This is a genomic window from Acinetobacter sp. 161(2023), from assembly GCF_037027805.1.
Taxonomy (GTDB): Bacteria; Pseudomonadota; Gammaproteobacteria; order Pseudomonadales; family Moraxellaceae; genus Acinetobacter.
This window is the reverse complement of sequence record NZ_JAZEYD010000012.1, coordinates 120,908-141,371: the sequence shown is the minus strand read 5'-3', so window position 1 is coordinate 141,371 and position 20,464 is coordinate 120,908. Positions and strand designations below refer to the sequence as shown.

Below are 20,464 nucleotides of genomic sequence, written 5' to 3'. Positions count from 1 at the left end.
TCCCTCTAGCTGGTTTTTCTATCCAGTTTGATTGAGCTTGCAAGCTCAAGCTGCATCCTTTTTGCATGTTCATCTTGAGACTGGTTTAAACCAATTTCCGAATCATCATAACCTTGTTGCTCAATCAAGTGAGATGGGACTTTGGCATAATCCTGAATGAGCCATTTCACTAAGCCGTAGGTTTGAATCAAAATAATCACGATGAATGGTAAAGCCGTCACAATGGTTGCTGTTTTCATTGTGTCTAAAGGCGCTTTACTAAAGATCATGGCAATTGGAACCAAAGTCAGCATGACACACCAAAACAGACGTGCGTTTGGCGATGGGTCTTGCCCTTCACTTAAACCGCGAGTACATGTTGCTGAAACAGCATATCCAACCGCATCCATATGTGCTGCCAAGAACACCACCATAATGCCGAGGAAAATCCACATCATTAGCTTTCCAGCAGGTAACAGGCTAAGCAATTGTCCAATTGCAACTTCACCACCTTGTTGAGTTAAAATTTGCGGTACATTCACAGCCCCATGAATAAAGCTATAAACGCTGTAGTTTTCAAATACACCAAAGATGAACCAAAGACCGACACTACCGCCAATTACCATGGCAAAGATCACTTCTTTAATCGTACGACCTTTCGAAACACGCGTTACGAACAGTGCCACACCCGGTGCATATGAAATCCACCATAACCAATAAAATACAGTCCATTCGCGGGTAAACTTGCCATCACCCATTGGGTCGGTAAACAAGCTCATATCAACAAAGTTGGTTGCCATTAATCCAAAACTCATTAATGAATTATTCAAAATGAATTGAGTCGGACCAAAGCACAGTACATAGATCGCAAATAACACAACACCCAAGCACACCAAATGGCTTAAACGCTGCATACCTTTATCCATGCCCACATAAGAGCTGAGTGCAAACACAACCGAAACGCCCAAAATAATGATGACCTTGGTCATAAAGGTATTTGGGATACCGGTGAGCTGAGACAAAATATTGGTAAATGTCACGGCGGTGAGTACTAACGAAATCGTCAGAGCACCAAACATGCAAAGCAAGAACATGAGGTCGACTAAACGTCCAACCACGCCAGTTGATTTAAAGCCTGTTACAGCCTCAATCACGGAAGCTAAACTCAAACCTTTATTTTTTCTGACATGGTAGCTGTAGCACAAAGAAATTGATGCCAATGCATAAATTGCCCAAGCACTTAAACCAGAGTGAAAAAACGAGTAAGCGACACTATATTTCAATGCTTCCGCTGACTCAGGCGGTAAGCTCAAACCCGGAGTTTGATAATAGTAAGCCCAGTCCAAAAAGCCCCAGTACAGTGTAGAAGACCCAATACCTGACAAGATGAACATAAAAATCCATGACATCGTGGTGTATTGAGGCTTTCCCTCTCCAAGTTTAATTTTTCCGTATTTACTAAAGGCCAGACCAAAAGTAAAAATAATGGCTAAAAAAGCAAATAGTAATACTGGGGTTGTAAATACCGATGTTGTCCACTGCATCCATGTTGCAGCAATCTTGATCGACTCTTGCGAATAAATCGCCAAACCAGCAACTGAAATAAATACAAACAGTAAGCTGGTTACGGCAAGAACTTTATCCGTATAAATTTTTGTGTTTTGATTATCCATATCCCTACATCCATTTTTGGATGGCGTTATTCCATAACGAACACGTCCATTTTAATTTGGGCTACACACGATGCAATTGCATCTCCTACCTCATAAGTTTTTGCCTCACCGCCGATATCTGCTGTTTTTGGCCCATTAATTAATACATTCTCAATCGCCTGCATAATGTCCTGACCTGCTTGAATGCAGCGTTCGTCTTCTTCACCAAAGAATTCGAACATCATGGCACCCGACCAAATCGCAGCGATTGGGTTGGCAATTTGTTTACCGTAAATATCTGGTGCTGAACCATGTACAGGTTCAAACAATGATGGAAATTTTCTTTCTGGGTTTAAATTTGCCGAAGCAGCTAAACCGATAGTTCCTGTACATGCAGGGCCTAAATCGGAAAGAATATCGCCAAATAAATTCGATGCTACAACCACATCAAAACGCTCAGGCTGCAATACAAAACGAGCAGCTAAAATATCAACATGCTGTTTATCAGCTTGAATTTGTGGATATTGTTTTGCCATCGCGTCAACGCGTTCATCCCAATACGGCATGCTGACCGCAATACCATTTGATTTGGTCGCTGCGGTAATTTTTTTCGCATCACGCTGATTTGCAAACTCAAATGCATAACGCAAAATGCGATCTACACCATGACGTGTAAATACGGCTTCTTGTAAAACAAACTCTCGGTCCGTTCCTTCAAAAGCTTTACCACCAATGGCTGAGTATTCCCCTTCACTATTTTCACGAACCACGTAAAAATCGATATCGCCTGGTTTTTTCCCCACTAATGGACATTTAACCCCAGGCATCAAGCGCACTGGACGTAAGTTCACATATTGGTCAAAGCGACGGCGGAACTGAAGCAAAGAACCCCAAAGTGAAATATGGTCTGGTACTTTATCTGGCCAGCCTACGGCACCAAAATAAATTGCATCGTAACCTTGTAGGGTTTCAAACCAGTCATTTGGCATCATTTTGCCATGCTCAAGGTAGTAATCGCAGCTTGCCCAATCGAAAGCATCTAACTGAAGCTCAATGCCATGCTTCTCTGCTGCTGCCTTTACAACCTTAATTCCTTCTGGTAGAACTTCTAAACCAATGCCATCGCCTGCAATCGTGGCAACTTTATATCTTTTTGCCATAAGCTTCCTTCACACCTTCGACTAATATCCTTGTATGACTTAAACATGATGTTTTAAGTAAAAATGATCAATAACGGAACTATCACTCCAATGGACACGGATCGTGAACAATCTACCTAACCTATCGGATTTAAAGGTTTTTTGCACAGTCGCTAAACTAAAAAGTTTTGTCGAATCTGCTGAGGAACTTGGGACATCGCCAGCTTTTATTAGCAAGCGAATTAATATTTTAGAAAACACATTAAGCTGCAAACTTTTTCATCGCAGCACACGTCATGTCAGCCTGACGGAAGATGGCAAACTCATCCTTGAGAGAGTTTCAAATATTCTTGAAGAATTTGATGAAGTCTGTGAACTAGTGAATAACCCGCTCAGTACGCCTACGGGTCGTATGGATATTATTAGTAGCTTTGGTTTTGGCAGAAAGCATATCGCACCAATTCTGTCTAAATTAATGATGCTTTATCCAAAGCTTCAAATTCATTTTGACACCATCGACAATACCAAAGACCTGATTCAGCACAGCATTGATTTGGATATTAGAATTGGTAATGAAATTGCACCGAATATGATTGCGAAGAAGTTAGCCTCTAACTTTCGAATTTTGTGTGCAGCGCCAAGCTATTTACTTAAGCATGGCGTACCAGACAGCATTGAAGATTTGCAATCACACGACTGTTTAACAATTAGTGAACGTGATCAATCTTCCGTACTTTGGAAATTTAGGCATGCTTCTGAAGATGTCTCGGTTCATGTCAAACCACGCTTTGTTTCTAATAACGGCGAAATTATTCATCAGCTTGCCATAGAAGGCCACGGCATTATTTTCCGTTCGATTTGGGATGTTGCAGATGAGTTGATTACAGGCCAACTCCAGCATATTTTGCCTGAATATTGGCAAGATGCGGATATTTGGGCAGTTTATCCGTCACGACTCAAAAGCTCGTCTAAATTACAAACTTGCATTTTGTTCATTCAAAATGAATTACTTAATCGTTTACAGCATGTGCAGAACTTAAACCGTGGGCAACTCGTTTCACCCGCAGTCAAACGTGAACCTCCACCTGAAAAAGTCTTTCTATAAAAAAAACCTAAGTGAAGCCTATTCACTTAGGGCAATAGATTGCTTTTAAATTTTAGAAATAATAGCCAATTGAGAGATAAAACAATTTATCCCAGTCATTACTACTACCTTGCGCTAGGCCATTCGCTCCACTTCCCACCATTGGGTCATTTTTGCTCATAATGTATTCACCCTGAATACCAATGGCTTTGTAATTAAAATAAACCCCTGCAATTAAACGTTCAGAGTCTTTATATCCCTCTTCATCTTTGAAAAAGCGACTATGAGAGATATAAGGCTTAATATTTGTAAGTTGATGGAATGGCTGAGCAAAGGAATAGTTAATTTCATTGACCAAATACTTACCTTTATTGGCGACTTGATATGGATAGTCGAATGCACCAATCGTTGAACTATTTGGAAATAAATCATCGCCATTGGTCACATCTTGTTTACCCGCCAAGAACATCCATTGCCATGCTTGATATTGCGTTTGAGCAAAAACGTTCCAAGATTTTCGGTGCCCATCTACATTTGTTCTTTTATTTTCTAAATCAGAGTACCAGACTGAACCGCCTAACTCAGTCGAAATTTTTTGAGTCTTATCAATCTCAAATTTTCTAGATGCACGAGCAATCCACATATTTTTTTCTTCAATATGGGTGCCTGTAGTCAAATCATCAGCTTCAACAAAATTACCACTGTAACGGCTTGAGTCCTTTGAACTTCCCTTATAATTTCCACCATCAGTTGGATAAAATCCTAAGGCCAAATTATATTTATCATCTGCAAATTTATATTTGATACCCAAATTATCGATATCTTCTAAACCAACTGTATTTAAAAGTGTTTCGTAATAACTACTTCCCCAAAATTCGCCAAAACCAAAATCAACGGGTTGCAAACCTGCCGTGATTCTCTGCTGGTCAGATAACTTATAACCTACCCATGCTTTTTTTAGAAAAATTGCATCGCATAAGCGATCATATTGATAACAACGAGCATCCGCCCCTGCAATCCAATCTGGATTTTCATAACCTAACACTAATTTAATATCAGTTAGCCGCCAGTCATCATTTTGAGAACCTTCATTTGCATCAACCACATAATCTTTATGCAAATAACGGGAGCGTATCGCGCCAGAAACTTTAAATTGACCCGAGTCTAAAGTTGGATCTCCCCAACTCAAATCAGCCGCAGAAACTTGAACTCCCGCCGTTAAACTTAAAATCCCTAAAAATAATAATGACCTTTTCATGTCTTCAACATCCTTGTTAAGTGTTATAAGAACATGAAGAAATTGACGTAGACAAACAATGCCACAAGTATAAAGTCGGTCTTTACAAACTGTGTTTAATCAAAAAATGAGGATAAAAAAAGACCACGCAGGAGCGTGGTCTATAAAATGGTGGCTATGACGAGACTTGAACTTGTGACCCCCGCATTATGAGTGCGGTGCTCTAACCAACTGAGCTACATAGCCTAAAACTGTGCGCGCATTATCTTTGTTTCTTCAATGCACGTCAAGAAAAATTTTAAATAAATTAGGTGAAGTGAGCCTATAAGCCGGGTTCTGTCGAGGATGGTCATTCCTCTAGGCGTACAATCACTCATACGCTCAAGCGACCTACCCGAATCCAGTACGGGCCGTACCTCAGGATTCCTATTTGGTCTTGCTTCTGGTGGGGTTTACCATGCCGTGAACTGTTACCAGACACGCGGTGCGCTCTTACCGCACCCTTTCACCCTTACCTCACGAATGAGGCGGTCTACTCTCTGCTGCACTTTCCGTCGGCTTTCACCGCCCAGGCGTTACCTGGCACCCTGCCCTATGAAGCCCGGACTTTCCTCCCCTGCTTCAGTCACGAAGACCTCCACAGCAGCGACCATCCAGCTCACCTCAGGGGCGCATATTAACAAATTTATTTACTAATTGCTCGTGCTTTTTTGAGCAATTAATTTTTTATATTTGTCGAAGAGCTGTTCTTCTGTTTCCTCATGTTGTAGATCTTTAGGAATACAATCTACAGGACAAAACAACTGACATTGCGGTTGGTCATGATGACCAACGCATTCTGTGCATAAATCTGGATGAATTTCATAAATCACTTCACCCATAAAAATTGCTTCATTCGGGCAAACTGGTTCACAAACATCACAGTTTATGCATTCATCGGTGATATATAACGACACGTTACCAACCTTGTTGATGTTTACGTTCAAAGGCCTCAACCACAGCTTGCGGAACAAACTTGGTTACATCCCCTTTTAAACGAGCAATTTCCCGAATCAATGTCGAAGAAATAAATGAATACTGCTCAGATGGAGTTAAAAACACCGCTTCAAAATGTGGATCAAGTTGACGGTTCATATTGGCAAGTTGAAATTCATATTCAAAATCAGAAACCGCTCTCAAACCACGGAGTACAGCTGTTGCCTTTTGCTCTCTGAAAAAATTAACCAGCAAACCATCAAAGCCGACAAATTCAACATTTGATAGATGGCTTAATGAGCTTTGGGCCAGTTCAACTCTTTCTTCTAGACTGAACAAAGGGTTTTTATGATGTCCAATTGCAATTGCTACTACAACCTCATCAAACATTCTTGATGCTCTAGTAACTAAATCAACGTGTCCATTCGTGATGGGGTCAAATGTTCCAGGATAAATTACACGCGTTTTAGACATCCGCTAGTACTCTAATTATATTGTGAACCTATTTTAGCAAAAGTTATACATGAGGCGAAATATTCATGTGCAGGAAAAACTTCACCTTAGCATCAGTTTACGGCACAATAGACATAATTGTGGAAGTTTGAATTATGGCGAAAGCAACAGTAGTAAAGAAACATAATGGCGGAACAATCGCACAAAATAAACGTGCCCGTCATGATTATTTTATCGAAGAAAAATTTGAAGCAGGCATGTCACTTCAAGGTTGGGAAGTAAAATCCTTACGTGCTGGACGTATGACTTTGACTGAAAGTTATGTGATTTTCAAAAATGGCGAAGCATTTTTACTTGGCTCACAAATTCAGCCTTTATTATCAGCTTCGACTCATGTTGTACCTGAAGCAACACGTACCCGTAAGTTATTGCTCTCCCGACGTCAGCTTGAACACCTAATGGGTGCAGTTAACCAGAAAGGTTACTCATGCGTTCCTTTAGCGTGTTACTGGAAGGGTCATTTAGTCAAACTAGAGATTGCACTTGTGAAGGGTAAACAGCTTCATGACAAACGTGCAACTGAAAAAGACCGTGACTGGCAACGTGATAAAGCTCGTATATTTCATAAGTAATAAAATAAAAGCCTCTTTTCAGAGGCTTTTTTACGTCGTGAAGTTCATTAGTTTAATCTGTATAAAAGACCAGCAATATATTCACCAAACCATTTAGCTGTATCTAAATCGCCTTGTGGAGGAGTAATTTCGACAGGCGCATTATCTGACTGGGTCATTAAGCCCAAACAACTCGATAATCGGTTTAAATCTTTTTCACTATGCCCTGTGGTCATTAAAGGCAAACCTGACCAAAGCATGCCATGTTGCATGGCAAAAATATTTAATTGTTGTAATACTGCGAGTTTATCGCCGCTCAATCCACCCGAATTTGCAAAGCCAGCTGCAAGCTTGCCTTGCCACAAACGTTCTTTCCAACGTTTAGAAGTACTGTCCATAAATTTTTTAAAATCGGCAGTCATACTTCCCATATAGGTAGGTGATCCGAAAATAATACCTTGTGATGCATCAAGCGCATCCCAATCAATATGCTCAATATTCATTAAGTGTACTTTCACCCCCATCACCTCTGCACCAGCAGCAATAGCAGAGGCCACCTTGGCGGTATGACCATATGGACTGTGGTAGACAATTGAGAGATGTTTTTCAGGCAAAGACATAAGATTAAAATTTTGAGCGATTTTTTCTATTTTATCATTTTATTAGCTCTTGCTAAACCTACATCTATAAATATGAAATAGAAGCGTTTCAATACAATTCACAATTATAATATCTTTAAGCTAAATAAGACGCTCTCTTACTTTATTGAATGACTACAAAATAAGAGAGTGAATTTAATGATGTTTATAAAGCTTAGATAAAAACAAAGGTAGCCATACGCCCAGTCTTCGCATCACGACGATAAGAAAAATATTCATCGCTCTGTTGATATGAACATTGGTCTCCACCTAAAACCTGCTTCACACCTAGGCTCTGCAAAATAAAACGTGCAATTGCATATAAATCTGCATGAAATTTATTTGGAGCTGCCCCCTCAACAAAAGCTGTTTCCAACTCAGGATACTTGTCACAAAAAGCAGCTTTTACTTCGGCCCCGATTTCAAAACAAGGTTGGCTAATCGCAGCCCCTAACCACGCCCAAGCTGGAGGGTTTTGCATAGCAGCAATCGTGTTTTCAACAATCCCACCAGCTAAACCACGCCAACCCGCATGTAAGTTTGCGACTTCGGTACCCTCTGCATTTCCTAACACGATAGGTAAGCAATCAGCCGTCATCATCATTAAAGCATGGTCTTTGGTTTGAGTGACTAAGCCATCACCAATTAAAGCCTTAAAAGGAATTTGTTCATTTACTGTATGGCAAATCGTACTATGTGTTTGAGTCATCCATGTCATTTTTTTAACACCGAACTTAGCAAACTCATCTAGCAATATCATGCGATGTTGCTGAACACGCTCTACATCATCGTTGACATGTAAAGCCAGATTAAAGCCAGACAACTCAAGTTGATCCGTTGATAATGCCAAAGGATGTTGAACACGTGTCTGTCCTACATAGACGCCTTGAGGTAAACCTTGAACAAATTCCATATATGCGTCCTTAATATGCAGCATTTTCTGAACGTAACACACTCACTAAATGTGTAAAATCTTCAGGCCACGGCGCTTCAAATAGCATTTCTTCACCAGTACGAGGGTGTTTTAAACCCAATTTAGCTGCATGCAATGCTTGGCGTTTAAAACCACGCAAAGTATCAATGAGTAATTCAGACGCCCCTGCTGGTACACGTACACGGTTCATATATATCTGATCACCGATCAGTCCATAACCGATATAACTAAAATGGACACGAATCTGATGAGTTCGACCTGTTTCAAGACGAGCTTGTACACGAGTAAAATCTTTAAAGCGTTCTTTTACATTGTAATGGGTAACAGCATCGCGCCCGCCCGGTAAAATCGCCATTTTCACACGGTCAACTGGATGACGTTTGATAGGCTCATCAATCGTACCGCCAGCAATAACATTGCCATAAACAACCAAGTCGTATACGCGGTAAACCGATTTATTTGCCAACTGTTTACTTAAAGAAAATTGTGCTTCAAGACTCTTGGCAACGACTAACAAACCGCTAGTATCTTTATCAATACGATGTACTAAACCAGCGCGAGAAAGTTCCGACAATTTTGGAAAATGATAAAGCAAGGCATTCACTAAAGTTCCAGAACTATTGCCAGCCCCTGGATGTACCACCATACCGACTGGCTTGTTGATGACTAAAATTTCGTCATCTTCATAGACAATATTAAGTGGAATGTTTTCAGGTTGACTCGTGGTCTGAGCTTCAAGCTCAACTTCGAGTGTAAGCAGCTCTGTCCCTTCACAACGGTTCTTAGGCTTGACAATGTTACCATTCACCAACAGATGGCCATCCTTCAACCATTGTTTAAGCTTTTCACGTGAAAACTCATTCCACACCAAGGCCGCAACCTGATCGATGCGTTGTCCCAGATAGGTTTCATCTAACTGAACTTGCAACGATAAACGTGTTGCAGTTGTATCAGAAGTATGGTTATCTGCATCCTCAGAATCTTCAAGTAAATTGAAGTCGGTTTCAGATAAGTTTGTGTTTGAAGATTGTGCTGAAGTCATTTGATCATTGAGATAAAAGTGGTTTAATAGCGCAATTGTAGCTCATTGCCCAACATAACAGAGGAGTTTTTATGTCGCTACCACGTTATAAAATTACGATGCTTGCCTTATCCTTAGGTTTAGCGTCTGCATTTGTGGGCTGTAGCAGCAATCCAAGTAAAAAAGAAGTGGTCGATAGTGGCCCTCAATCTAGTGAACAAGCTTACTTCGAAAAGGCCCAAAAGTCGCTTGACCGTGGTCAATATCTTGATGCGACCAAGTCTTTAGAAGCAATCGATACTTATTATCCGACTGGACAATACGCACAACAAGCACAACTTGAACTTCTATATTCAAAATTTAAACAAAAAGATTATGAAGGCACGATTGCCTTAGCAGAACGTTTTATTCGTTTAAATCCTCAACATCCAAATGTTGATTATGCTTACTATGTTCGTGCTGTAGCGAATATGGAGCAAAACTACGACAGTTTGATGCGCTATACATCTTTGCAACAATCTCATCGTGATGTGAGTTATTTAAAAGTTGCTTATCAAAATTTTGTTGATTTAATTCGTCGTTTTCCAAGTAGCCAATATTCAGTTGATGCCGCTCAGCGCATGAAATTTATTGGCCAAGAGCTTGCTGAAAATGAAATGACTGCTGCACGCTTTAACGTTAAACGTAAAGCTTGGATCGCAGCTGCCGAACGTTCACAATGGGTAATTGAACACTATCCACAAACTCCTCAAGTTCCAGAAGCATTAGCGACTTTGGCATATAGCTATAACCAATTAGGTGATAAAGCGACTTCACAACAATATATTGAAGTTTTAAAGCTTAATTACCCTAACTTGGTGAAGAAAGACGGCACAGTTAACATGCGTGCTGCTCGTAAAGAAGGCAACTGGATCAACCGCGCGACTTTGGGTCTTTTCGGTCGTGAATCTACGGCTGCAACTCCAGAAAGCACAGCTGAAGCAGAAGCTCCAAAACGTGGTTTTCTCAATCGCGTAAGCTTTGGTTTAATTGGTAATTCGAATAAAGAAGAAACTGCGGAACCAGAAAAAACAACTGTTGAAGCTCCAAAGTCAGAGCGTAGTTGGACAAATCGTTTAAGCTTCGGTTTATTAGATAAACCTGAGCCACAACCAGCAGAAAATACAACTGTTGCCCCTACTGTTAGTTCTACAGATGGATCAACTGATACTCAATCAGATGATGCAACACAAGGTAATAACGACGCAGCTCAATAAGTTACAAACTTTAAAAAGCACCAATAAACAGGCAAGTGATATCACTTGCCTGTTTGTTTTTATAAAATATTAAAATATTTATTGTGTAGATCTTGCCTCATCGTGTCAGAATATTCTGACCAACTCTCTCATCAGTTTTAATACGGTTATCTGAATTATGGCAATTCCACAACATACGATTGATCAAATTTTAGATCGCACAGATATTGTCGATTTGATTGGTCAGCGTGTGAAACTGAAAAAGACGGGACGTACATATTCCGGCTGTTGCCCTTTTCATCAAGAAAAATCTCCATCGTTCCATGTCTATCGAGACAAGCAGTATTATCACTGCTTTGGGTGTCAGGCCAACGGTAACGCGATCCGTTTTCTGATGGACATTGATAACCGAAATTTTATAGATGTAATGAAAGAGTTATCGAGTAGCGCTGGAGTCGAATTACCCAAAGATAATACTGAAAATAAAAAACTATCCTATACCCGTCAGGTTACAAAGCCGCCAGTTGCTAAAGCAAATAAGACGGAGCCTGTAACTCCGACTCCGCAACAGCCAACTGATGAAAGCTACAATACGCTTGAACCTGTATTTTTCGATGACCCGTTTGCCCAGTTTGAACAGCCTTTTAGTTTTGATGAACCAGTTCAAGAAGGTAATTTATATGACTTACTGGAAAATATTGCTCAGTTCTATGAGCACCAACTACCTCATAGTCAAAAGGCAAAAAATTATTTTAAACAGCGTGGTTTAAGCAATCAGACGATTCAGTTTTGGCGCTTGGGCTATGCTCCAGAAGACTGGCAACATTTAGAAAAAGCTTTTCCTTACGACATTGATGGTTTAAAACAACTTGGACTTATCCGTTCAAGCGATAATGGTCGTGATTTTGACTTATTACGTGACCGTGTCATTTTCCCGATTCGAGACCCTAAAGGGCGCGTTGTTGGTTTTGGTGGGCGTGCTTTAAATGATGAAATCAAGCCTAAATACATCAACTCTCCAGACTCAGAAGTCTTTCACAAGAACCAACTGCTTTATGGGCTTTATGAAGGTAGAAAACTTAAGTCTAGCGACTGGTTAATGGTTGAAGGCTACATGGATGTGATTGCACTTCAGCAATATGGCATTACAGGGGCCGTCGCAACTTTAGGGACTGCAAGTAATACAGAACATCTTAATATTTTATTTAAACAAAATAGCCGTATTACCATTGCTTTTGATGGCGATGCTGCGGGTCAAAAAGCAGCACGCAGAACGTTAGAAATTGCTTTACCCCTTCTCAATGATGGGCGCGAACTCAAATTTTTCGTACTACCGAATGACCACGACCCTGACTCTCTTATCCGTCGTGAAGGGCTTGAAAATTTCCAGAAACTATTACAACAAGCCCCTCTTCTGTCTGATTTTGTCTTTGCCCATTTAACAGGCCAACACGACATTAGCACCCCAGAAGGCAAAAGCTTGGTCATGGGTGAACTCAGAGAACTGACTGAACTATTACCCAAACAGGGCTCTTTCCGTTATTTACTTAATCAATCTTTCCGTGAAAAACTCGGACTGGGTAAACGTTTTACCCCACAAATCAGCCATGATGCCTCGCTCTCATTTAACATTCACACTAAAGATGAAGACTTTGCGATTGCAATTTTGATGAATCACCCTTTTCTTTATATTCATTTTGAAGGGTTACGTGCCTATATTCAGCAAGATGAATTGTTAGCAAAAGTTCTGGCTATTTTAAATCGTATTTTTGATGATTTGCCAGATGATCAAGAATTAGCGACTTATTATGTTCTTGGTGCTTGTAGTAGTTATTGTCATGAAATTGCCGATATTATGCAAAGAACCAATATACAGGCATTAACACAGGCACCTGAAGTCGCTGACAAGTTAGCTCAAGAATATGCGTTAGGCTTAAAAGAAAGATATTTACGCCTAAAACTGAAATCTAAAATTTCATTAGTAGAGTCAAGAAATTTAAGACAGCAACTCAATGAACTAACAAAACAAATTAGTTTAAGACTGTTGTCTTAATGTTTTTGCTTACGCTCATGATCAAAAACGTCCTGTAAATGCTGTCGTAGCCATTCTAAATAATCAGGATTTTCTGCCTTGGCAGCTTCGCGTAGCAAAATAGATGTCGGATGCATAAGCTTTTGCGTCAACCGATGCGCGAATTGCTGTAATACTTGTTCAGCATTATCACCGTGATGCAAAGCCTCTAATGCATGAGCCAGCTCTTGTTGACTAATTTCCTCACTATGTTGGCGGTAAGCATGAATTGTGCTGCCAGCCTCTTTAACTTTTTGATGAGTAATAAGCTGAGTAGCTAACTGATTAACCATGACTTCTGCTTCAACAGCCGCCTGACGTCGTTGAGCAAGGTTCTCATCAATCACACTTTGTAAATCATCAACACCATACAAATAGACACCATCAAGCGCTTCAACTTTAGGATCTATATCACGGGGAACCGCTAAATCAACCATTAACATTTGTTGATAACGACGTTTCTTTAATGCAGCCTTAACATCTAGATAAGCAATAACTTGATATAAACTACCAGTACAACTCGACACAACATCGGCCCGATACAAATTTTCAGCCAATGCTGCAAAATCAATAATTTCAACTTCAACCTGATGTGAAATCTCTTGAGCTAGTTGATCAGCACGCTCACGGCTACGATTACAAATAATAATTTTAGCGACGCCCATTTCAGCCAAATGTTTAGCAACTAAACTATTCATTTCACCCGCAGCAACGACCATCACTGTAAGTTTTTCTGGCTTACTAAAGACCTGTAAAGCTAATTGTGCAACTGCATACCCCATCGAAACGGCATGACTTCCTACCGCAGTTTCGGAACGTACACGTTTAGCTGCATAAAAAGCATATTCAAAAACACTGTTTAATTCAGGAGAGACCGTTTGAGCTTCTTTAGACAATGCCAAAGCCCTTTTGACTTGCCCTAAAATTTGCGGCTCACCTAACATGAGAGAGTCTAGACCACTCGCTACTCGCATTAAATGCGTAATTGCCTGCGTGTTCTCGTAACGATAAACATGATGAATTAAGTGCTTTACATCAATATTATTGGCATCAGCTAACCATTTCAGAAGGCTTTCGGCATTTTCCGCCATGGCATAAACTTCTGTGCGGTTACAGGTCGAAACAACCACCAAATCATTTAAGCTGTAGTGATGGTTTTGTTCGGCAAGCAAACTACTTAATCGCTCTGCATTGAAAGCAATTTTTTCGCGGAGTTCGACAGAAGCTGTTTGATGGTTGACACCCAATGCAAAGAAAGACATATCAGATCATCATTTCGCTAAATTTATGCTATTGTGCAACATCGGTGTCATAAAAAGCATTACTTTGGATCAATAAAAATTGCGTCAAATGAATAGCCGTATTAATTTTAACGGTGCTTCGATAAGACAGTATTCTACCACATTCTTATTGTTAGGTAGCATGTCCTCGCATGTCTATGCACGTCCTGTGCAAGAGACCTATGCCGTGCATTCATTTGATCAGGCATTAGAGCAAACTATGGTTGCTGAATTTGCTCTGGCTTATGATGATATTCCTAATGCTCTGCACAATTACACAGTCCTCGCAATTAAAAGTAACTCTACCTCAATTAAACAGCGAGCTTTAGACGTTGCTCTTGAATATAATGATTTTCAAGCCGCTTTAAACATTGCTACACATTGGGTAGCCCAAGAACCCAAAGATGTACCTGCTTTATTCTATTTGTCACATATCGCTTTAAAAACTCATGAATACCAGCTTGCCGCTGAAACATTAGATAAAATTTTAAAAATAGATCCAACTGCTGATTTAGAACAAATTTTAGCAAGTATCGCCCCAGAAAATGCTCAAGATCGAGATGTATTATTAACAGCTTTACGTTCTAGTGCAGAAAAAGATAACCCTTCTATTTTAGCGCTCATCGCCAACTTAGAAGCCCAAAATGGCCAATTAGAATCTGCTCTAACCAACATTAACAAAGCATTACGCCGACGTCCTAAAGTGACGAGCTTTATTTTAATGAAAGCAAACCTACTCATTGCTCTTAGCGATCAAGAGGGTGCGCTTAAATGGTATGCAAAATCCAGCCGTAAGTATAAGAAAAACTTAGACATTCGTTTAGCTGAAATTCGCTATCTTATACAACTTAATCAATCTCAACTCGCATTAGAAAAGCTCGAAAACGTTATAGAAGCTAATCCTAAAGCTGAAGAAGCATTGTTTATTGCAGGCTTAACCAGTATTGATTTAAAACAATATGATAAAGCAGAACAATATCTTGTTGACCTACGAAACTCTGCAAAATACCAAAATGAGGCCTATTATTACTTAGCGATTAATGCAGAACGTAAACAGCATTATGAATCTGCTAAAGCTTACTATCGTTTAGTTGATGGTAGTTTATATATAGTTTCCAGACGCAATCTAATTGCAATATATGATAAGCAAGAAAATTTACATGATGCTTTACGGTTCCTCACTCAAGAACGCGTAAATTATCCCCAACATGCAAGTTTCTTATATCAAGCTCAAGCTGAAATCTTAAAGAAAATGGGCAATAAAAAAGCTGCATTAAATTTATTAGATGAAGCGATAAAGAATTTACCGGATGATCCCGAACTCATTTACGCAGAAGTTTTATTACTTGATCCATACACCGACCACGATAAACTCGACAAAACATTAAAACAATTATTACAACTTGAGCCGAATAGTCCAACTTACCTCAATGCATATGCTTACACACTAGCCCTACAAAACCGCAGGTTAAAAGAAGCACGCCAATATGCAGAACAAGCCTTAGAATATGCGCCAGAACAGGCCTCAATTCTTGATACGCTTGGCTATATTGCATTTTTACAAAATGATTATGAAGCAGCAGCAGAGGCTTTAGGCAAAGCTTATGAACTTAGTCACAATATAAATATTGGCATTCGCTATGCTAAAGCATTGTATATGCAAGGATCATTAACTCAATTTAGCGCTGTGTTACAACAACTGAAACAAAAACATGCCAATGATCCACAATTACACCAGCTTGATACGTTAATTTTACCTACATCTGCAAAAAAGAGTTAAATATATGAGCAAATTTGCCCAACTGTGCACAGCGATCTGTGGATCAAGTGTATTATTTCTAACCGGTTGTCAGCATTTTACTCAACCAAAACCTGCGGTTACCCAGCAAGTTCAAGATGAAAAACACTTTAATTTACAGGGTAAAATCGGGGTTCGCACACCACAACAAACTGGTAGTGCATTTTTCACATGGGTTCAACAACAAGATAATTTTGATATTGAATTAAGCGGTATTTTAGGTGTAGGAAAAACTCAAATCCAGGGTAAACCTGGTGAAGTGAAGTTAAATAGTGCAAAAACTGGATTAATTACTGCTGCCTCTCCAGAAGAACTTTTAGAGCGCGCAACGGGTTGGCAAGCACCCATTACTCATTTAACAAGCTGGATTTTAGCCAAACCCGCAACTTTAAGTGCTCAAATCAGTAAAGATAATGAAAATCGTGTAAACCAGCTCATTGAAGATGGCTGGACTGTTAATTTCAGTTATGATGGCGAACAAACTTTGCCAAACAAACTGGTTTTAAAGCAAGCTCTTGCTGAAGATAAAGAAAACCGTATTACAATGGTCATCCAAAATCGCTAAGTCTAATTATATAAATCTATGATTCGAGTTCCTTCTCCAGCTAAGCTCAACCTGTTTTTACATATTACAGGCCGACGTGAAAATGGTTATCATGAGTTACAAACCATTTTCCAACTTATTGATTTATATGATTGGATGATATTTACGCCATCTTTGGATGAACAAATCGAAATTGATGGATTGAGTGAAGTTAGACCTGAAGAAAACCTAATTTATCGGGCTGCTCAAATACTAAGACCGCATGCAAAAAAATTCTGCGGTCTACACATCAAAATTGAAAAAAATATTCCAATGGGTGCAGGTCTGGGCGGAGGTTCATCCGATGCTGCTACAACCCTGATTGTGTTAAATCAATTATGGGAATGTGGCCTGAATCAAGAACAACTTGCGGACTATGGCGTAAAGCTCGGTGCCGATGTTCCTATTTTTGTTTATGGTAAAAATGCATGGGCTGAAGGTATTGGTGAACATTTATCATTCATAGACTTAGATCAAAAACAGTTCATTATTTTAAAACCTGACTGTTTTATCAGCACTCAATTGCTTTTTTCACAAAAAACATTGACAAGAGACTCTAAGACCACTAAATTTTGCGCCTATCAGTTAGAACCTTCTAATTTTGGAAATAACTTTGAGCCATTGGCCCGACAGTTATACCCTAAAGTAGAAGAAGCAATGCAATATTTAGATCAATTTGGTCGAGCAAAGCTTACAGGTACAGGTGCTTGTGTTTTTATTGAAGTAACGAATGAAATGAATATTGATGAAATTCTTAAGCATTCACCATGTAAATCTTACTTGGTAAATAGTTTAAACGAATCTCCTCTTAATCATTTTAAGGTTACACGTTAGGGGCGTCGCCAAGTGGTAAGGCACCGGGTTTTGATCTCGGCATCCGTTGGTTCGAATCCAGCCGCCCCTGCCAACCTCACCTGTAATGATGATTATATTAGGGGCGTCGCCAAGTGGTAAGGCACCGGGTTTTGATCTCGGCATCCGTTGGTTCGAATCCAGCCGCCCCTGCCATCATATACATCATCGAATTTAGGGGCGTCGCCAAGTGGTAAGGCACCGGGTTTTGATCTCGGCATCCGTTGGTTCGAATCCAGCCGCCCCTGCCATTCTCTTATTTTAAAGACAGACTTAATTGCTATGCTTTTTGTTGATTCACCTTGACATTGCATTGCAAAAATATTAAAGTTCTGCCGCATTAGGGGCGTCGCCAAGTGGTAAGGCACCGGGTTTTGATCTCGGCATCCGTTGGTTCGAATCCAGCCGCCCCTGCCATCTATTTAATTACATACCAACCGCCAAGGGTGCTTCATGCCCAATCTTGTCGTTTTTAGTGGAAATGCTCATCCACAGTTCGCTCAAAAAGTCGTAAGTCACTTACATATCCCTCTAGGTGCTGCATCAGTCGGTCACTTTTCTGATGGAGAAATTTCAGTAGAAATTACTGAAAATGTTCGTGGTAAAGACGTATTTATCGTTCAGCCTACTTGTGCCCCTACCAATGATAACCTTATGGAAATCTTGGTTATGGCAGATGCTTTGCGTCGTGCAAGTGCTGGTCGTATTACAGCCGTTATCCCGTATTTTGGTTATGCTCGCCAAGACCGTCGCCCACGTTCTGCACGTGTGCCGATTACAGCTAAAGTTGTTGCAGACATGCTTACCACTGTTGGTATTGATCGTGTCGTAATGATTGACTTACATGCTGACCAAATTCAGGGTTTCTTCGATATTCCAGTCGACAACATCTATGGTACTCCTGCTTTGCTTGCTGACTTACGTCAACAATCGCATGATAACCTTATGGTGGTTTCTCCTGACGTTGGTGGCGTAGTACGTGCTCGTGCCGTTGCCAAACAGATGGGTGACATCGATTTAGCAATTATTGATAAACGTCGTCAAAAAGCCAATGAATCGCAAGTTATGCACTTAATTGGTGACGTACGAGATCGCGATTGCGTTATCGTAGATGACATGGTTGATACTGCCGGTACATTGTGTAAAGCAGCTGATGCGCTTAAGCAATTTGGTGCACGCCGTGTAGTTGCATACGCAACTCACCCTGTACTTTCTGGCAAGGCTATTGAAAACTTACGTAATTCAGTTATTGATGAATTAGTTGTCACTGACACTATTCCTCTTTCTGAAGAAGCATTAACCTTGGGCAAAATCCGTCAGGTTTCTGTTGCTAGCATGGTTGCTGAAACGATTCGTCGTATTAATAACGAAGAATCTATCAGTGCGATGTTCGATAGTTTATAATACCGCAGCTTTTATGAACCCTGGCCTTGGCTGGGGTTTTCTATCACTAAACTGGTCGCAAGTTTAGTATATTTAAACTTTAATGAGGATTTACTCATGGCAAACTTCGTATTAAACGCTCAAGCGCGTGCTGAAGACAAACAAGGGAAAGGTGCGAGCCGCCGCCTTCGTCACGAAGCATTAATTCCAGCTATCATTTATGGTGGCAATGCTGAGCCTGTAGCTATTACTTTAGAACTTCGTCAGCTTGTAAAAGCTTTAGAAAACAATGCTTTCTTTGAAGAAGTTATAGAAATCCAAATGGGCGACAAAGTTGAAAACGTTAAGATCCAAGCGTTACAACGTCACCCAGCTAAAAACACTCCTATGCACGCTGACTTCAAACGCGCATAAGTGTTGAAAGGCGTAGATTAGTGTCAAATATTTCGCTAATTGTTGGTTTGGGCAATCCTGGTTCAGAATATGCCCAAACCCGCCATAATGCAGGCTTTTGGTTCATTGAACAGCTTGCTAATAAGTATGGCATTACATTAAAAAATGATCCGAAATTTCACGGAATCAGTGGACGTGGTAATATAGAAGGACACGATGTCCGTCTACTTCTACCCACTACATTTATGAACCGTTCTGGGCAAAGTGTAGTTCCATTTGCAAAATTTTATCAAATTGCTCCCGAAGCAATTTTGATTGCTCATGATGAACTTGATATGAATCCTGGTGTAATTCGTCTTAAAACAGGCGGAGGACATGGCGGTCATAACGGTTTACGTGACATTGTTCCTCATATTGGTCCAAATTTTCATCGTTTACGTATTGGTATCGGACACCCTGGCTCGAAAGAGAGAGTTTCAGGTCATGTACTTGGTAAAGCACCAAGTAGTGAACAAAGTCTGATGGATGCAGCAATTGATCATGCCCTTTCTAAAGTGAAACTACTTGTTCAAGGTCAAGTTCCACAGGCCATGAATCAAATTAATGCATATAAACCCACTTAAATTGTTGAACAATCAAGCTTGCTATCTTGCTTTTTTAAGAGCAAAATGCGCATCAGCCACTTTGCCAACAGCAAAAGCTATAGATTTCACCATAAGATCTACATCTTAGGTCTACTCAGGAGACGCTAGCCATGCTATCTCGTTTATTAAAGTGCAAAATTCACCGTGCAGTTGTAACCCATGCTGAACTTCACTATGAAGGTTCTTGTGCAATTGATGGCGTATTGATGGACTTAGCTGGTATTCGTGAATATGAAGAAATTCATGTTTGGAATGTAACCAATGGCAAACGCTTCACAACCTATGCGATTCGTGGTGAAGATAACTCTGGAATTATTTCAGTAAACGGCGGTGCTGCACACCAGGCAGACGTTGGTGATTTAGTCATTATTGCTACATTTGGTGATTTTACTGAAGCTGAAGCAAATATTCACAAACCACGATTAGTATATGCAAATCCAAATAATACAGTTAACCACACAGCGAATTGTATTCCTGTTCAAGTTGCTTAACTTATTCTAAG

20 protein-coding genes, 5 tRNA genes and 1 other RNA gene are annotated in these 20,464 nt (G+C 40.1%); 15 read left to right on the top strand and 11 right to left on the bottom strand.

The annotated features are described in order from the left end of the window. Window positions 1-5: 5 nt before the first annotated feature. Window positions 6-1,652, bottom strand: coding sequence for a BCCT family carnitine transporter (locus WA249_RS13245; RefSeq protein ID WP_336169326.1), 1,647 nt, complete (start codon window positions 1,650-1,652; stop codon window positions 6-8). A gap of 26 nt (window positions 1,653-1,678) precedes the next feature. Continuing rightward, window positions 1,679-2,791, bottom strand: a complete 1,113-nt coding sequence (locus WA249_RS13240) for a tartrate dehydrogenase (RefSeq protein ID WP_336169324.1) — start codon at window positions 2,789-2,791, stop codon at window positions 1,679-1,681. Between the two features lie 103 nt (window positions 2,792-2,894). On the opposite strand from WA249_RS13240, the gene WA249_RS13235 reads away from it, so the two are divergent. Further along, window positions 2,895-3,875: a LysR family transcriptional regulator gene (locus WA249_RS13235; protein ID WP_336169322.1), complete on the top strand. Its 981-nt coding sequence runs from the start codon at window positions 2,895-2,897 to the stop codon at window positions 3,873-3,875. A 52-nt stretch (window positions 3,876-3,927) separates the two neighbouring features. Here WA249_RS13235 and WA249_RS13230 read toward each other — a convergent pair whose 3' ends face one another. The 5 genes from WA249_RS13230 to coaD all read right to left on the bottom strand — a co-directional run bounded on the left by WA249_RS13230 (window position 3,928) and on the right by coaD (window position 6,540). Further along, window positions 3,928-5,112, bottom strand: coding sequence for a porin (locus WA249_RS13230; RefSeq protein ID WP_336169320.1), 1,185 nt, complete (start codon window positions 5,110-5,112; stop codon window positions 3,928-3,930). Window positions 5,113-5,260: 148 nt separating this feature from the next. Further along, window positions 5,261-5,337: transfer RNA gene (locus tag WA249_RS13225), tRNA-Met, on the bottom strand. A 63-nt stretch (window positions 5,338-5,400) separates the two neighbouring features. Continuing rightward, window positions 5,401-5,756, bottom strand: an RNA gene (gene rnpB / locus WA249_RS13220) — RNase P RNA component class A. A gap of 27 nt (window positions 5,757-5,783) precedes the next feature. Beyond that, window positions 5,784-6,047 carry a YfhL family 4Fe-4S dicluster ferredoxin gene (locus WA249_RS13215; RefSeq protein WP_336169318.1) on the bottom strand — a complete coding sequence of 88 codons (264 nt, stop codon included), beginning with the start codon at window positions 6,045-6,047 and terminating at the stop codon, window positions 5,784-5,786. Window position 6,048: 1 nt separating this feature from the next. Further along, entirely contained in the window at window positions 6,049-6,540 is a 492-nt protein-coding gene (coaD, locus tag WA249_RS13210; RefSeq protein ID WP_016139061.1) for a pantetheine-phosphate adenylyltransferase, read from the bottom strand. 134 nt (window positions 6,541-6,674) lie between these two features. On the opposite strand from coaD, the gene smpB reads away from it, so the two are divergent. Next, window positions 6,675-7,151 carry an SsrA-binding protein SmpB gene (gene smpB / locus WA249_RS13205; protein ID WP_004641603.1) on the top strand — a complete coding sequence of 159 codons (477 nt, stop codon included), beginning with the start codon at window positions 6,675-6,677 and terminating at the stop codon, window positions 7,149-7,151. Between the two features lie 47 nt (window positions 7,152-7,198). On the opposite strand, the gene WA249_RS13200 is transcribed toward smpB, so the two are convergent. The 3 genes from WA249_RS13200 to rluD form a co-directional block, all read right to left on the bottom strand. Beyond that, window positions 7,199-7,750: a flavodoxin family protein gene (locus tag WA249_RS13200; protein ID WP_016139062.1), complete on the bottom strand. Its 552-nt coding sequence runs from the start codon at window positions 7,748-7,750 to the stop codon at window positions 7,199-7,201. Between the two features lie 193 nt (window positions 7,751-7,943). Next, a complete protein-coding gene (gene pgeF, locus WA249_RS13195; protein ID WP_336169315.1) occupies window positions 7,944-8,681 on the bottom strand; it encodes a peptidoglycan editing factor PgeF in 738 nt (245 codons plus the stop codon). Window positions 8,682-8,691: 10 nt separating this feature from the next. Continuing rightward, the gene (gene rluD / locus WA249_RS13190) at window positions 8,692-9,744 is read right to left on the bottom strand and encodes a 23S rRNA pseudouridine(1911/1915/1917) synthase RluD (protein ID WP_336169313.1); all 1,053 of its coding nucleotides are present in this window, start codon (window positions 9,742-9,744) and stop codon (window positions 8,692-8,694) included. Between the two features lie 71 nt (window positions 9,745-9,815). Here rluD and WA249_RS13185 point away from each other — a divergent pair, with 71 nt between their 5' ends. Next, entirely contained in the window at window positions 9,816-10,979 is a 1,164-nt protein-coding gene (locus tag WA249_RS13185; protein WP_336169311.1) for an outer membrane protein assembly factor BamD, read from the top strand. Window positions 10,980-11,136: 157 nt separating this feature from the next. Then, complete coding sequence (locus WA249_RS13180) at window positions 11,137-13,011, top strand: DNA primase (protein WP_336169309.1); 1,875 nt, start codon at window positions 11,137-11,139, stop codon at window positions 13,009-13,011. Here WA249_RS13180 and hemA read toward each other — a convergent pair. After that, window positions 13,008-14,291, bottom strand: coding sequence for a glutamyl-tRNA reductase (hemA, locus tag WA249_RS13175; protein WP_336169307.1), 1,284 nt, complete (start codon window positions 14,289-14,291; stop codon window positions 13,008-13,010). The two genes, WA249_RS13180 and hemA, sit on opposite strands and share 4 nt — an antisense overlap. An 88-nt stretch (window positions 14,292-14,379) precedes the next feature. Here hemA and WA249_RS13170 point away from each other — a divergent pair, with 88 nt between their 5' ends. The 11 genes from WA249_RS13170 to panD all read left to right on the top strand — a co-directional run bounded on the left by WA249_RS13170 (window position 14,380) and on the right by panD (window position 20,453). After that, the gene (locus WA249_RS13170) at window positions 14,380-16,089 is read left to right on the top strand and encodes a tetratricopeptide repeat protein (RefSeq protein WP_336169352.1); all 1,710 of its coding nucleotides are present in this window, start codon (window positions 14,380-14,382) and stop codon (window positions 16,087-16,089) included. Between the two features lie 4 nt (window positions 16,090-16,093). Continuing rightward, entirely contained in the window at window positions 16,094-16,672 is a 579-nt protein-coding gene (gene lolB, locus WA249_RS13165; protein WP_003653326.1) for a lipoprotein insertase outer membrane protein LolB, read from the top strand. Between the two features lie 18 nt (window positions 16,673-16,690). Next, entirely contained in the window at window positions 16,691-17,524 is an 834-nt protein-coding gene (gene ispE, locus WA249_RS13160; RefSeq protein WP_336169304.1) for a 4-(cytidine 5'-diphospho)-2-C-methyl-D-erythritol kinase, read from the top strand. Beyond that, window positions 17,523-17,597, top strand: a tRNA-Gln gene (locus WA249_RS13155). Before ispE ends, WA249_RS13155 begins: the two co-directional genes overlap by 2 nt. Before the next feature lie 26 nt (window positions 17,598-17,623). Beyond that, window positions 17,624-17,698, top strand: a tRNA-Gln gene (locus WA249_RS13150). Between the two features lie 20 nt (window positions 17,699-17,718). Then, window positions 17,719-17,793: transfer RNA gene (locus tag WA249_RS13145), tRNA-Gln, on the top strand. A 91-nt stretch (window positions 17,794-17,884) separates the two neighbouring features. Beyond that, window positions 17,885-17,959, top strand: a tRNA-Gln gene (locus WA249_RS13140). A gap of 36 nt (window positions 17,960-17,995) precedes the next feature. After that, the gene (locus WA249_RS13135) at window positions 17,996-18,946 is read left to right on the top strand and encodes a ribose-phosphate pyrophosphokinase (protein ID WP_336169301.1); all 951 of its coding nucleotides are present in this window, start codon (window positions 17,996-17,998) and stop codon (window positions 18,944-18,946) included. A gap of 96 nt (window positions 18,947-19,042) precedes the next feature. After that, window positions 19,043-19,339: a 50S ribosomal protein L25 gene (rplY, locus tag WA249_RS13130; protein WP_016139072.1), complete on the top strand. Its 297-nt coding sequence runs from the start codon at window positions 19,043-19,045 to the stop codon at window positions 19,337-19,339. Between the two features lie 20 nt (window positions 19,340-19,359). After that, window positions 19,360-19,941, top strand: a complete 582-nt coding sequence (gene pth / locus WA249_RS13125) for an aminoacyl-tRNA hydrolase (RefSeq protein ID WP_003653332.1) — start codon at window positions 19,360-19,362, stop codon at window positions 19,939-19,941. A 131-nt stretch (window positions 19,942-20,072) separates the two neighbouring features. Next, on the top strand, window positions 20,073-20,453 hold the full coding sequence (gene panD, locus WA249_RS13120; protein WP_002120296.1) for an aspartate 1-decarboxylase: 381 nt from the start codon (window positions 20,073-20,075) through the stop codon (window positions 20,451-20,453). The last annotated feature ends 11 nt before the right edge of the window (window positions 20,454-20,464 follow it).